The organism is Shewanella sp. DC2-4, from assembly GCF_013248875.1.
Classification (GTDB): domain Bacteria; phylum Pseudomonadota; class Gammaproteobacteria; order Enterobacterales; family Shewanellaceae; genus Shewanella; species Shewanella oncorhynchi.
Genome location: NZ_JABRVR010000002.1, coordinates 4,753,142 through 4,765,460, shown reverse-complemented (window position 1 = coordinate 4,765,460; position 12,319 = coordinate 4,753,142). Strand labels below are relative to the sequence as shown.

Annotated in this window: 16 protein-coding genes; all 16 read left to right on the top strand. The window is 39.5% G+C overall.

Going from position 1 to position 12,319, the window contains the following annotated elements:
• The first annotated feature begins 29 nt into the window (after positions 1-29).
• The 16 genes from HQQ92_RS21610 to HQQ92_RS21535 all read left to right on the top strand — a co-directional run bounded on the left by HQQ92_RS21610 (position 30) and on the right by HQQ92_RS21535 (position 12,281).
• Positions 30-308: a hypothetical protein gene (locus HQQ92_RS21610; RefSeq protein ID WP_014620520.1), complete on the top strand. Its 279-nt coding sequence runs from the start codon at positions 30-32 to the stop codon at positions 306-308.
• Positions 309-351: 43 nt separating this feature from the next.
• Positions 352-1,047 carry an EscR/YscR/HrcR family type III secretion system export apparatus protein gene (locus HQQ92_RS21605; RefSeq protein WP_168826332.1) on the top strand — a complete coding sequence of 232 codons (696 nt, stop codon included), beginning with the start codon at positions 352-354 and terminating at the stop codon, positions 1,045-1,047.
• Position 1,048: 1 nt separating this feature from the next.
• Positions 1,049-1,732, top strand: coding sequence for a type III secretion system apparatus protein VscT2 (locus tag HQQ92_RS21600; RefSeq protein WP_173248294.1), 684 nt, complete (start codon positions 1,049-1,051; stop codon positions 1,730-1,732).
• Positions 1,725-2,012: a hypothetical protein gene (locus tag HQQ92_RS21595; RefSeq protein WP_173248293.1), complete on the top strand. Its 288-nt coding sequence runs from the start codon at positions 1,725-1,727 to the stop codon at positions 2,010-2,012. The genes HQQ92_RS21600 and HQQ92_RS21595 overlap by 8 nt, the downstream gene beginning before the upstream one ends.
• Positions 2,002-3,465, top strand: coding sequence for a secretin N-terminal domain-containing protein (locus tag HQQ92_RS21590; RefSeq protein WP_168826338.1), 1,464 nt, complete (start codon positions 2,002-2,004; stop codon positions 3,463-3,465). The genes HQQ92_RS21595 and HQQ92_RS21590 overlap by 11 nt, the downstream gene beginning before the upstream one ends.
• A 2-nt stretch (positions 3,466-3,467) precedes the next feature.
• A complete protein-coding gene (gene vscN2, locus HQQ92_RS21585; RefSeq protein ID WP_168826340.1) occupies positions 3,468-4,730 on the top strand; it encodes a type III secretion system ATPase VscN2 in 1,263 nt (420 codons plus the stop codon).
• On the top strand, positions 4,684-5,079 hold the full coding sequence (locus HQQ92_RS21580) for a hypothetical protein (protein WP_173248291.1): 396 nt from the start codon (positions 4,684-4,686) through the stop codon (positions 5,077-5,079). Before vscN2 ends, HQQ92_RS21580 begins: the two co-directional genes overlap by 47 nt.
• 4 nt (positions 5,080-5,083) lie before the next feature.
• Positions 5,084-6,736, top strand: coding sequence for a hypothetical protein (locus tag HQQ92_RS21575; protein ID WP_173248289.1), 1,653 nt, complete (start codon positions 5,084-5,086; stop codon positions 6,734-6,736).
• The gene (locus tag HQQ92_RS21570) at positions 6,723-6,956 is read left to right on the top strand and encodes a flagellar biosynthetic protein FliQ (protein WP_173248286.1); all 234 of its coding nucleotides are present in this window, start codon (positions 6,723-6,725) and stop codon (positions 6,954-6,956) included. Before HQQ92_RS21575 ends, HQQ92_RS21570 begins: the two co-directional genes overlap by 14 nt.
• A gap of 40 nt (positions 6,957-6,996) precedes the next feature.
• Positions 6,997-7,371: a hypothetical protein gene (locus HQQ92_RS21565; RefSeq protein ID WP_173248284.1), complete on the top strand. Its 375-nt coding sequence runs from the start codon at positions 6,997-6,999 to the stop codon at positions 7,369-7,371.
• Between the two features lie 541 nt (positions 7,372-7,912).
• A complete protein-coding gene (gene sctI / locus HQQ92_RS21560) occupies positions 7,913-8,191 on the top strand; it encodes a type III secretion system inner rod subunit SctI (protein WP_263162474.1) in 279 nt (92 codons plus the stop codon).
• A complete protein-coding gene (locus HQQ92_RS21555) occupies positions 8,191-8,736 on the top strand; it encodes a type III secretion protein (protein WP_173248282.1) in 546 nt (181 codons plus the stop codon). Before sctI ends, HQQ92_RS21555 begins: the two co-directional genes overlap by 1 nt.
• Positions 8,723-9,214, top strand: coding sequence for a regulator (locus tag HQQ92_RS21550; RefSeq protein WP_173248280.1), 492 nt, complete (start codon positions 8,723-8,725; stop codon positions 9,212-9,214). Before HQQ92_RS21555 ends, HQQ92_RS21550 begins: the two co-directional genes overlap by 14 nt.
• A gap of 29 nt (positions 9,215-9,243) precedes the next feature.
• Positions 9,244-9,732, top strand: a complete 489-nt coding sequence (locus HQQ92_RS21545) for a M48 family metallopeptidase (RefSeq protein WP_173248278.1) — start codon at positions 9,244-9,246, stop codon at positions 9,730-9,732.
• 168 nt (positions 9,733-9,900) lie between these two features.
• Positions 9,901-11,088 carry a hypothetical protein gene (locus tag HQQ92_RS21540; protein ID WP_173248276.1) on the top strand — a complete coding sequence of 396 codons (1,188 nt, stop codon included), beginning with the start codon at positions 9,901-9,903 and terminating at the stop codon, positions 11,086-11,088.
• A gap of 20 nt (positions 11,089-11,108) precedes the next feature.
• Positions 11,109-12,281: a hypothetical protein gene (locus tag HQQ92_RS21535; protein WP_173248274.1), complete on the top strand. Its 1,173-nt coding sequence runs from the start codon at positions 11,109-11,111 to the stop codon at positions 12,279-12,281.
• Positions 12,282-12,319: the final 38 nt, after the last annotated feature.

Here is a 12,319-nt window from a genome sequence, read left to right as displayed (position 1 = left end):
AAACGTATGAATAACTAGGGATGTATTAAATGGCTCAACAATTATCAACTGGGTATATAAGTGGTGTTTTTGGCGGTTTAGTTAATAATGCCGACGATAAGGTCAGTACATTCATTACCGATCATACTGGAAGTGTTGATAAAGATGGAAAATTTACACCAGATAAAGATGGTACGCTTATTTTGAGTGCATCTGATTCTTTATCGCTACAACAGTTAATGGCAGATCAAAGCATTACCGCTCAAACCTCAACAACTACATTAAAATCAATTAAAGACTCTATTTCTGCAGCGGCAAGAAATATTTAACTTTAATTTTATAATGCATTATGGGCAATAGAGAGTGCTATAGATGTTGCAATTATTGAATCCAGATAATGCATTTTCAGGAGCAAATTTAATTTTGCTCCTGACTCTGATCTTGTTGTCTACCGTATTCTTTATCTGTTTCTCTGGATATGTTAAATATAATATTGTACTTAACATCATTAAAAATGCGGTGGGTACACAACAAATTCCACCTACAATAGTAGTGAATTTACTTGCGGCATTAATGGCGCTTAATAGTATTTGGCCTGATATAAAACCCGGATTAGAGAGGGTTAAGCCATATTTTATTGAGCAGATTAATGGCGGAATAGACCCTGACGTCTTGCAATCATCCTCCCTATTTGAGGATAAAAAGCCAGAACAAGTGACTATGTATTATCTGGTCAGCAATGTATTTGAGTTTTTCCCTGAACTGTTGGCGAGGGCGCAGCGTAAAACTAATGAACTAACTGGAATTATTGACATTCCGCTTAATTTTGACTCAGGGAGTGATACGCTAAAATATTTTCTTGGTAATCTGATTTTAGATTTGTATCAAGGTTTCGAGTTTGGCCTAAAGCTATACATGATATTTGTGAGTATTGATTTTTTAATTGCTGTGATTCTCAGTGGTGTAGGTATGACTATGTTATCACCGACGGTAATATCGACACCTGTAAAACTCGCAGTATTTTATTTTTCTGATAGTTGGACTATTTTATTTAGAGCGCTCCAGTGATATGGATATGCTTTTATTTCCTAACTGGCTGTTATTTGCAGGATTATTTTTATTTTTAAAAATTTATAATCCAACACGTCTTTATCTTGATAATTCTACGGCACTTGCTATTGCTGTTGGACTTGCAATTGTTATAGATTCTAGTGATTTAGGAAATATTCCAACTCCTTTTTGGGTCTTAAGCGTTATTATTTTTGCTATGTTTTCATCTGTACCTTATTGGCTCAGTGGTATGGTTGGCAGTGTTATACAACAGTTATTATTGCTTAACGAACAGTCTGTACAAGATAAACGTTTTACTGATGAGTCTGAAGCGCTATCTAAGATTAGTTCTTTGATGTTTTTGATGTATGCCTTGGACTCTGGTGTGGTTTTTAGACCTTTGCTGGCGGTGATCTCAGAGAATATTGAACAAGGTGCTAATGTTGGTTTTGATACTTTGTATTTTTACATCACTGATAGCTTAACTATGATGGCTATGGTGACTGGTAAATACATGGTTCTGTTGTTGTGTATTACTATTTGTTGTGGCTATGTTGACCTTTTTTTCAAAAAAGCTTCTTTATCTATTAGTACAACAGCAGATATTAAAGCTATCACCATAATTATTATTCTTAACCTATGGCTGTTACAAGATCAGTTTTATGTTTTTAAACAAATAATGAAAAAGGCAGGGTATGAGTAACATTAATTTATTGAATGTCACATTGAATAGTCAGCAAATTAAAACCACTTCAGAAAAGGATGCCCTTCAGTTTGAGTCAGAACTCAAAGCTGCTGGTGAAGTACATTTAAGTGAACAATTTTCTGATAGCCAAGTAAAAGTACACGCTAGTAAGCAAAATGATTATGTTACTGAAGAAGAGTTTACGATGAAAATAGTAGAGCAAGCCATTATTAATCAAAGTATCAGACAAATGAAAGTTAGTCAGGAACGTATGAAGGAGATACTTGATGAAGTCTAGAATCTTACTTATTTTTCTTTTGTTTACGGCATTTACTTGTCAGGCAAAGGTATTTATCAAGCAGTCTGATATCGATTTGAAAGGCGCCTTGGCGGCAATAGCTAAGGATATGCAGCTAAAGTTAGTTGATGATATTGAAGAAAAAAAGGCTAAACAGCCTATTACTCAAACACTCTCTGGTGACGGTCTCGATTTGTTGGACCAGCTTTCTGATGTTTATGATTTTGATTGGTATGTATATGGCGGAACACTAACGGTTCACTCTGGTCAGGCTTATATAAATCATGCATTTAAACCAAGAAATATTACGCCAGCTAGCCTGCTTAAAGAATTAAAGAGTACGTTCAGAGCCAATAATACGACGAAAATTGAACTCGTGGGCAGTGGCAACTCTATCTTTATTTCAGGAACACGTAAGTTTGTTAATGACGTTGTTGTCTACTCTAATATGATTGATAAAAATCAGTTTTTAGAGAATGGTAATAATTTGGAATTGGCACGGATCGAGTTTGATTATATATCTGTTATGGATCGCCAAATTGATTCATATGACGGTAATGTTATTTTTCCTGGTGCGCAGTCTTTAATCTCATCGGCAATTGAGAAAATTGGTCAGTTTGAGAATATTAGCGATGGAGAAATGGTTAAGCGCGCTTATAAACTAAAACTTAACCAAAATGATAAACAACAGCTTGAAGAGGATGAGTTTACCTCTAAAGTCCAGGTATTACCTGGAAGTAATGCATTGCTAGTTCGAGGTACCCCTGAGGAGATCCAGTTAGCTAAGCGTATTGCCACTCTTATTGATGTTAAACGGCAGCAGTTGCTATTTTTCCTTCGGGTTTATGATGTTTCGGTAGAACGAACTGAAGCACTAGGTGTTAATAGTTCATGGTTGAATGGCAGTCGAGGTCTGTACGATATTATCGTTCCACCCTTTACGGATACAGTAGATTTTTTCAAAAATTTTCAAGCTTTGTATACTAATAATATGGCTAGAGGAGTATATGAAACTAATCTCTTAGTCTTAGAGAACCAGCAAGGGCATTTTGGTAAAAAAGAAACGGCTACAGTTGTACTTATATCTGATAAGCAAGTATCAACTCAAAAAATTGAGGCCGAAAATAGTTTGTATGTCACTGGCCGTTTATTGCCATCAGGAAAAGTGCAGGCGAAATTTAGCTATATAGAAGAGTCACTGAGTGATGATAAGACAGAAGGCGGAGCGACTCAGGCGCCTAGAGTTAACTCTCAATCTTTGACATCAGAAGTCTATATTGAACCAGGGCAGACCGTTATTCTTGGAGGATTTGACAATACAGTGACTGATAGTGTCGAGAGTGGTGTCCCTATCCTTTCAAGTATTCCTTGGTTAGGTGAATTATTTAAGAGTAAGAAGGAAACTAAACGTAAATATAAACGTTACGTATCAGTGTCATTTAAGGTTATCTAGTCATGATCAAACATTTTTTTAAGGTTAAAGAATCTTATCAAGATACAGTGATTTGTCATGTCAGTATAAATACTTTTGTGGGGCAGGAGTGCTTCATTATCACAGTCGCTAATGAGCGCATTCGTGGTGAGATAATGAAAATTACTGGTAAAAGAGTAGAAATTAAGTTGCTCCAGCCTGGGGCTATTCAACGGGGAAGTAAAGTTGAAATTACCCCACGGCGCTTCTGTTTCCCGCTGAATGAAACCGCTCTTATTGGTAAGGTCATTAATTGCTATGGCGAGTCATTGTATGGTGAACAATATTTGGGCGGTGAGGGTGATTACTATGATTTACCCATTATCGATAAGCCTATACCGCTTAATATTCGCGCACCAATCGACACTGTCTTTCCAACAAAAATTAAAATTATTGATGGCTTATTCACCATTGGAGTAGGGCAGCGTTTGGGCCTATTTGCCCCCGCAGGTGCTGGCAAAACTACTACGGTTTCGATCATGGCAAATAACATGGATGCCGATGTGGTGATTTTCGCCATGATTGGTGAGCGTGCAAGGGAGGTGGTTGAGTTTTTGGAGGGGGAGATTGGTCCTGCTGTGATTCAAAAATCGATCACTATAGTGTCTACATCCGAAGCAAATCCGTTGGAGAAAGTGAGATCGGGTTTAGTCGCTGTATCTATTGCTCGGCATTACATGGCTCAGGGCAAGAAAGTGGTGCTCTATTTCGATTCATTGACACGTTTTGCACGTGCACAAGCCATGTTAGATGGTACTCCCATCGAGGGCGGAATTCCGATCGGAGTCTCTTTGGCACTGTCACGACTGGTAGAGAATTGTGGTAACTCTATTCATGGCTCAGTGACTGGAATTTTTACGGTATTGATTGAAAAAGAAATTGATGAAGATCCTATTGCACATGAAGTTAAGTCACTGATTGATGGACATTTGGTCTACTCAACGACAATTGCTTCTACTGGCCGTTATCCTGCTATTGATGTACTAAAGAGCAAGAGCCGTCTACAAAATAAAGTTCAGGATCCTCAATATGTAAGTCTTTCTGAAAAGTTCAAAGATATGGTGTATCGCTATTTTAATGTTGAATTGTTAATCCGAGTCGGCGAGTACGAGAAAGGTAACGATTTGGCGACCGACGAAGCGATAGAGCGCTTCCCATATATCATGGAGTTTTTGAAGCAAGGTTACGACGGGGTCGAATATGAAGAAACCCTCCAAGCAATGGATCGAATTTGGTCAACTTATTGATGTAGTTGACATCAGAATTGGCAAGCAACAACGTAAATTAGTCAAACTAAATTTGAAGCATCAAGAGCTATTGGATTCGATAGAGGCCTCATGGGCATTAATCGCCAATGAGCAACAAAAGTTAAAAAGTCTAGTCGTTAAAGACGAATTAAATGGGCTTTCTCGTTTGTTTCAGCGAAGAGAAAGCGTTAAGTCTCATATCGAGTCTTTATTCTTCGATGCGTCTGTGACCCAGCAAAATGCTAATGAATTAGCTGCCGAGATTGCCCTTGTTATCGCTGAAAAGCGAAGGCAAGAAAAACGAAAGGACGCTTTAGCTGAGATCCAAGAACAGTTAAGAGATGAGTGACAAAATGACAAAGATGGATAGACTTGCCCCAGTTGCCCAAATAGCCTGTTTGAGCCCAGTAGAGAGCGAATTTGAACAGCTTTTGAATCTATCAAAACGGCAGGCTTCTTCTCATGATACATCAACATTTGATGGTGAAAAGGAGGCCATTGAAAGCCATGAGGCTGAGCATGAAGAGGGTTTTATTTGGGGGCATGTTGTACCTGTCACGGCTTATGTACCACTTCGGCAACATATATTTTCGGCGAGTAAAGCTATCAGAATCCATTCGTCTGATGCAGTTAGTGGCAGTCGGCTTAAACTAGAGACCAGTGAACCATTGGCAAATGTGGCTAATTTGCAGCGGCCTAGACGTGCAATACCAGTAGCGAATCATGTTCAATCTCAGTTAAAAGTGAGCAACACTGATGAGGTTGCGATGAATACCCAGGTGTCATCTTCAACGGTGCCAGTCAGCAAGTCTTTGAACACAGCTCAGTCAACAGTAGGTGCGGATAAGATTACGCTCCCTCTGAGGGCAAAGTCTGAACTTTCTCAGCCATTACTCAAGTCGTCACTAATAAAGCAACCTACTACGGCAATGGGGTTTGAGTCAGTAGCGAATACTCAAGTGTCAACGACGCTGGTTGGCAAATCCTTGATAGTAGGGCAACCAGTTGTGAATTCAGAACAGGCTACGCGCTCACAGACGCGATTACCTCAATCTATTGCGGCAGTGCCTCAACCGACTCAGTCGTCACCAATTAAGTCGCCACTAATAAGTCAGCCGCCCGCTGTTATCGGACGAGAGTCTGGAGCGAATGCTCAAGTGTCAACGACGCTGGTTGGTAAATCCTTGATAGTAGGGCAACCAGTTGTGAATTCAGAACAGGCTACACGCTCACTGACGACACCACCCCAGTCTATGGCGGCAGTGCTTCAACCCACTCAGTCGTCACCAATTAAGTCGCCACTAATAAGTCAGCCGTCCGCTGTTATCGGACGAGAGTCTGGAGCGAATGCTCAAGTGTCAACGACGCTGGTTGGCAAATCCTTGATAGTAGAGCAACCAGTTGTGAATTCAGAACAGGCTACGCGCTCACTGACGACACCACCCCAGTCTATGGCGGCAGTGCCTCAGCCTACTCAGTCGTCACCAATTAAATCACCACCAATAAGTCGGTTGGCGGCTATGGAGGGGGAGTCTGGAGTGAATCTTCAAAAGCAATCAGAATTAACAGTTGCTCACTCTAATGTACCTGTTTTGGCTCGAGTACAGCGAGAATCGAATGCTAATAAAGGCTTATCCGCCGGAGAGAAGAAAGAAGACCCGGTTATTAAAGCTTTTGTACCAGTTCATTCAAATTTAGAAGTAAAGGAGGGAGGTCAGCACATAAATAAGGTTTTTATTGAGGAAAAATCTTCAGTTTTAGTAACTCAGATGGAATTACCAAGTCTAGGTTCTAAACTTGTGGCGATTGGAGCTGTGAGTGCAGGCATGACTGTCCAACCTGTATTGTCTTCGTTGATGCTGCATTACCAAATCGCACCCGAGTATTTTACCCAATATGCGCAATTGAACACCTATCGAGTATTTTTTCGCAATAAGTACTACGTATTCCAGTTTGAGGATAACAAAGTGACTAACTTTCTTGAGGATTATTATGACCGTCATTGATGTCACAGCGGCATGCTTAGACATTCTCAAGAGTGCGATTATTATTTTTTCGCTTAGTTTTGTCGTCACGGGAGTTATTGTCGGTCTGTTGCAAACTGTGTTTAGTGTGCAAGATCCAGGCTTACCTATGGCGGCTAAATTAGTTGTATTTATCGTTTTACTTACACAAGTTGGCGGTGGGATTTATGATCAATTCCATCTGCTTTTTGGGCAACTCTAACATTGAATAGTTAAATATTAACTTTTAAACGGAAGGTATTATGAAAAAACTCAGAGAAATTGTTTATAAAACACTCGTAGATGATTTTAATGTGTCACCAAGCTTATTATCTCGCATCGAGGGTGATGATCCTATCGCAATCGAATTGAATGGCGGAGAGGAGATATTTGTTTATATAAATGATAGAACATTGCAAACTTTTATTGAAATCCCCTTGCGTGATCAACGCATGCTTAAAAATAAAGCGCCTAAAATAATAGAGAGTCTCATGTCTGATGAAGACGTTTTCTTCAATATAAAGAAAGAGAAATTAACAGTAGTGACAGAATTTTCCGCAGATATCGCTAATGTAGAACGAGTGTTGGCCGGTAAGCTGAAACTGTTCAATAACATGGTTGCATATATCAAAGTCTAGCCAGTAATTTACATCATTATTCAGGAATGAAATTTCTGCAGTTGATGATTCAAGAGGAATGATTTAGTTAATTTTAATGTTCTTTCATTATTATCTGTTCATCAACTGTCTCCAGTATATCCGACTAAGCTGGCTCCATAATGCACTGAAAAAGTGGCTATTGATTCTAAATCCAACGCAACGCGTGTTCGTCATGTGACTAATGGTGTCATCTATAGCCCTTTTAGCAATCAATTGTCTACCCGATAAAGTATTAAGAATATTTATGTTGTAGGCCATAGCGAAGCTGTTCGACTACAAATGACTTACTTAGAGAAGGAAAGGTGTTGAAGTTTTGGGTAAAGCGTAAAACTGAAGCCGATAAATACTTTCCTAAAGCGCATATATTTGGATATGACGGGTTAGGAGTTTAACTAATAACTCGGGGTCTATTAATTAACTCATTGTATTAAAAAGTTATTTTTAAACTCGTGTTTTTTCACTTTGATTCCAGTTTGTTCATTTGCTTGCTAACGATGGCAGCGGTTAAATATCAAACATTGTGAAGCGTATTGATTTAAAGAGTTGTTTAGAAATGGTAGATCTTAATGTACAAGCGATACAACCTTCTGTATTTGAAGATACCTTTAATAATATTGGTGAAGGTTTTCAAGAGATTATGAATAATTTACAGAAGATAAATGATGGCAAAACGATTACCTTGCAGGATACGTTGGCCTTACAGCAATCGGTATTTCATTACAGCATGTATCAGGAAACAGTAACTAAAATTGCTTCGAAGTCTGCCACTGCAATAAATGATGTCATGAAGGCCCAGTGATGAAAAAACTGTACTGGATAGTTTTTCTTGTACTCTTTGGATGTAATGATCAGGGCCGAGTAGAAGTTGCCAATTTTGATTCCGCTGATGCAGCGAACAAAGTGGTTGTTCTGCTGGCCCGATATCAGGTTTCCGCTTCTTTATCTATTAGTAAGGATCGTCATCTTGTCTATGTTGATAAAGATCACTTAGCTCAGGCGAGAGAAGTGTTAACAAAATTCAATTTCTATTTTGAACGAGAAGATCTCAATGATCTGCTTGAGTCAAAATTTGCTAGCTTGAGTAAGTTAGAGATAGTGAAGGGAAACTTGCTTGAGAGCCGCGAAATATATAACAAAATTAGTGTTATTCCCAATGTGCTACGGAGCAGTGTTATCGTCACTGGGGAAAAAAATAAGCGAGTCTCGGTTATTATTTTTAGCTTTGATGAAATCGAACGTGAAAATAAGTTGAATATTGAGCGTTTTTTGAAAGGCTTAGTTTCAGAGTTGGATACATTAACTGTCAGTTATTTTTTTCAGAATACGGGTAATGAAAAAGTATAAAAAACTTCATCAAACATACTTACATTATTTACTGGTCAATCGGCGACTTTCCCCGGATCAATATAGTGTGCTTACAACACTAACCGAGAGTGAGGTACAGGTATGGTTTACACCTAGACGTTCAAAAATTACTGCTTTAGTGAAAGTATTGGGTAGCGTAGTCATATACCAAGCTCGCAAAGGTGACGCAAGTGATCGATCTTGGCTGCTGAGCAAGCAATATCTCAATCAAAGTCAATATCTCTGGTCAAGTACACTAGGAATTAAACTCGATTCTAATGTGTCAAAAAATATGTGCACCCAAAAACTTGGAGTAGCATTATTGGCTATTCACAATCCACGTCATGCCATCATTTGGGCTTTAAGACTAGGTATATCACTGCCAGAATCCATATTAGCAGTAAAATCTTCAACTAGACTTGATGCCTTTATCTTACAAGTCGCCAAGGATACAGATATCGAACTCAGCGGCGGGTAAAATAACCGTTAAAATTGGATTGAATTTATATGAAAAAAAATACAATACGCCCAGGTGAAACCTGTGATGACTTTTTTGAGCTATTGAGTGGCACAGTCATTGAAAAAGATATTGCAGCTATGCGTAAGTCGCAGAAAATCACAATAACTCAACTAAAATCAATTTATGAATTAGGGGTTAAGTTTTATACTGACTTCCAATTTAAGGAAGCTGAGATTGTTTTTTCTGCCTATGTTGGTTTAAATCCGTATGATCATCGAGGCCCAGGATGTCTAGCTGCCATTTTTTTGGAAAAAGGGCAATTTAAAAAAGCTTTGGAAGTGCTAAACATATTAAAGACTTTCCCGACAAATGATCTAGATGAAACTATTCTCAACATTTCTTTGTGTCATTATAAGTTAAATGAATATACCGAGGCTAGTGTTACCTGGCTTATTGTAAAAGAAGATAATTTAAATGATTTCTATCTGCAACGATATCATTATCTTAAGTCGCAGCTGAGCCCGTATTTACCTTAATTATAGATAGTATTGCAGAGTCAATATGAAACAACCATTTGAATCTAAGTTTTTTCTTGAGATATAAGCCAATTTCATGACTCACACATTTAGCTGTTCTGTGTGAGTGCATTCCCAACCTGTACCATCAAGAGGATACAGGATTCTTAAATTGTAGAGACTCTATAAATGATAGTGAATAATGCACGAGTGTTATCAGATGCGCTAAATTTTGAACAAAAAAGTTCATCTTTGACTGATGCCGATAAAAAAAATCTAAATGATATAGAAAAGTTAGTTAAGTCTGCCTCCCAGCAAGAAGAAAAAACAAATAAAGCTCTGCCATTTACTAAGAGTGAGCCATCTCCATTTCAGACGCTTGCTACTTTTGCTGCCCATCAGAAAGAAGTTGTACGCTCAATGGTTGGCCTGAGCTCTGAAAGCGCGATCGCCTCTGCTTTGGCGGGAAGCATTGAAGCTTATGGTAAACAATTAGCACATATACAAGGTTGGACAACTGGCGGTCTGCCGATGTTCGAAAGTGCAATGAGAGAAATGTTCGAAGGTTTTCTGAAAGATGGTATCACAGGTAATGAAATTGAAGATTTATTTCAGCTAGCCATTATGGATTACATTTCACACTCAGCTGACTTTCCAGATCTCACGCCACAGATGATGGAAGACATGATGCATTTTTTAGAGAGCACGGGTTCTGGTTCACATGGATATCATGAGGGCTGGAATGGACAGAAATTCGCAGATAAAAGTACAGCTATCTTTGACTTTATGTTGAAAAATGCTCCGAAAGACAGCCTGTGTAATGAAGTACTGACATTTTTAAAAGATAAACAAGGCGCACCATCTGCATTAGTCGACCACTTTAAAAATAATTTTGAAAATAAATATTCGTTTATTGGTGATGCTGGATATCCAAGTGATGCAGGTGTCTCGCCTATGTTACGTATGGCACTAATGGCTGCCTATTTAAATAAGTATCCTGACGTAACGCAAGATACGATAAATTTATTTCTCACTGGGTCAGTGGGTGAGTTGAATGACTTTATTAAAAATAATACACCGGGCGGAAGTTATACATCTGCTATGGATTTTCTCTTTAAAAATGATGGTCACGGGGAAGATAGCGGTTGGCGTGAAGTCACTCAAAATGGGCATAAGGTGATTGATTGGGAGGGGGTTGGATTGGATTCCGGTTATTTTAAAGATATGTATACCGACTTTCCACCACGCGAGTTAACCGATGAAGATATTAAAGAAATTAACCGTATCGGCGATCAAGTGAAAATGATCCAGCAGACCCTTAAGTACTGGATTCAGATCTGCCGGGATGAACTCATGGCATTCGCTAGAAATATCTAACAATCAACAGGGAGTTTGCTATGAGTATTAATGGTGTTTCTGGTCTTCAGCCCCAGTGGACATTGCCGTCTACAACCGAAAATGCACCACTTAAAACTATGCAGCCTGTCGCGAATGAATCTAAGTTGGCGATTGCTGACCGTGCGCTCGCCTCACTCGATGTCGAAACGGGGGATGTAACAACGCTATTAATGGTTGCGGCGCAGCAGAAACAAGTGGTGATGGCTATGGCGGGTCAACATTCCGAGGCCGTTATTGCTTCGGCTCTTGCGACGAGTATTGAGGGCTATGGAAGTCAATTAGACATCGTTAATAAGTGGACCAGTGGTGGAAAACCTGCATTCGAGGCCGCCATTATGCAGATGTTTACTGCTATGAAAGAGGGCGGGATTAACGGAATTGAGTACGAGAACATGTTCCAGCTGGTGCTGCTCGATGTGTTGAGTAATAGTAAAGAGTACGGTTTAGAAGACGCTAACTTCTTGAAAGAATTGGGGACTCTACTGGAAAAAACTGGTAGTGGCAGTCATACCAATTGGGATTTTACCCCTGAGCAATTGGGGGCGAAGGTCAATAATGTTTGGAGTACTCTGAATAGTGCGATTCAGGGGGGGAAAATTCCAACGGATAGCATTGCTTACCAAGCTATGTCAGCTATGAGTGGCGGCAATATCTCATCGACGACGCCCACAGAGTTATCGAGTCGCTTTACCTCGTCTGTGTATAACGATCCCAATGCCGGTGGCTGGATCACCAGCGGCCTTAACGATATTAGCCCTATGGCAAGAATTGTGTTGCTGAGCGCGTTAAACGGTGATCAAACAGTATCGGCAGCCGAGGTCGAGACCATTCTCACTGGCAGTAAAGCAGAGGTTGATGGACTACTCACTAAATTAGCCAATATGGATGCGATGGCGTACTTGTTCAGTGCTAAGTGTCCTGGTTGGCAGAATTCGTCGGACACAAATAAGCCTTTACCACCTGGAGTGACTCAGGCCTTCGATTATGACGGAACGATTCAGGCTCAATATTTAACAGATCTTTATAAAAACTTCTCGCCTAGACAGCTTACTGATGAAGATATTAAAGAAATTAACCGTATCGGCGATCAAGTCAAGATGCTGCAGCAGACCCTTAAGTATTGGATTCAGGTCTGCCGTGATGAGCAAATGGCATTCGCAAGGAACATCTAAAGAGTCGTGTTTGTATTAAGTACAAAATAGAAGGGCAT

Bases quoted from the DNA above. Each gene is read 5' to 3' on its own strand.
- HQQ92_RS21600 (WP_173248294.1), top strand. From the start codon at position 1,049: ATGGATATGCTTTTATTTCCTAACTGGCTGTTATTTGCAGGATTATTT.
- HQQ92_RS21545 (WP_173248278.1), top strand. From the start codon at position 9,244: ATGAAAAAAAATACAATACGCCCAGGTGAAACCTGTGATGACTTTTTT.
- vscN2 (WP_168826340.1), top strand. From the start codon at position 3,468: ATGATCAAACATTTTTTTAAGGTTAAAGAATCTTATCAAGATACAGTG.
- HQQ92_RS21610 (WP_014620520.1), top strand. From the start codon at position 30: ATGGCTCAACAATTATCAACTGGGTATATAAGTGGTGTTTTTGGCGGT.
- HQQ92_RS21605 (WP_168826332.1), top strand. From the start codon at position 352: ATGTTGCAATTATTGAATCCAGATAATGCATTTTCAGGAGCAAATTTA.
- HQQ92_RS21590 (WP_168826338.1), top strand. From the start codon at position 2,002: ATGAAGTCTAGAATCTTACTTATTTTTCTTTTGTTTACGGCATTTACT.
- HQQ92_RS21565 (WP_173248284.1), top strand. From the start codon at position 6,997: ATGAAAAAACTCAGAGAAATTGTTTATAAAACACTCGTAGATGATTTT.
- HQQ92_RS21550 (WP_173248280.1), top strand. From the start codon at position 8,723: ATGAAAAAGTATAAAAAACTTCATCAAACATACTTACATTATTTACTG.
- HQQ92_RS21540 (WP_173248276.1), top strand. From the start codon at position 9,901: ATGATAGTGAATAATGCACGAGTGTTATCAGATGCGCTAAATTTTGAA.
- HQQ92_RS21555 (WP_173248282.1), top strand. From the start codon at position 8,191: ATGAAAAAACTGTACTGGATAGTTTTTCTTGTACTCTTTGGATGTAAT.
- HQQ92_RS21535 (WP_173248274.1), top strand. From the start codon at position 11,109: ATGAGTATTAATGGTGTTTCTGGTCTTCAGCCCCAGTGGACATTGCCG.
- HQQ92_RS21580 (WP_173248291.1), top strand. From the start codon at position 4,684: ATGAAGAAACCCTCCAAGCAATGGATCGAATTTGGTCAACTTATTGAT.
- HQQ92_RS21595 (WP_173248293.1), top strand. From the start codon at position 1,725: ATGAGTAACATTAATTTATTGAATGTCACATTGAATAGTCAGCAAATT.
- HQQ92_RS21570 (WP_173248286.1), top strand. From the start codon at position 6,723: ATGACCGTCATTGATGTCACAGCGGCATGCTTAGACATTCTCAAGAGT.
- HQQ92_RS21575 (WP_173248289.1), top strand. From the start codon at position 5,084: ATGACAAAGATGGATAGACTTGCCCCAGTTGCCCAAATAGCCTGTTTG.